Below are 253 nucleotides of genomic sequence, written 5' to 3'. Positions count from 1 at the left end.
AATTGTACATCCTTATCCTTTGCAGCGCTTTTACGCCAAACACCCGAGGTAGGAGCCGGATGCGTTAGTAGCGCACGTCCGGATCTGTGCGGGGGGTAGCCGGTAACGGCTATTCCTACCGCGACCTCTCCAGGTGAAGATAAGGAAGCAGTAGCGTGCAGGGGCCGGAGAGGAAGAACAAGGTGAGGTAACCGGACTCTTAGTACGCCAGGCAAGCTGGCGATAGAACAGAGGGTGAAAGTCCCTCCCGGGT

1 protein-coding gene is annotated in these 253 nt (G+C 56.9%); it reads right to left on the bottom strand.

Annotation, left to right across the window (positions count from 1 at the left end):
* The coding region (locus tag EAE92_RS24325; protein ID WP_214069883.1) for a hypothetical protein at window positions 1-253 on the bottom strand (253 nt) is incomplete at both ends.

It is taken from the genome of Photorhabdus hainanensis, assembly GCF_018448965.1.
In the GTDB taxonomy this organism is placed as follows: Bacteria; Pseudomonadota; Gammaproteobacteria; order Enterobacterales; family Enterobacteriaceae; genus Photorhabdus; species Photorhabdus akhurstii.
The sequence above is the reverse complement of the archived record's forward strand: the minus strand, read 5'-3'. Positions and strand labels throughout refer to the sequence as shown.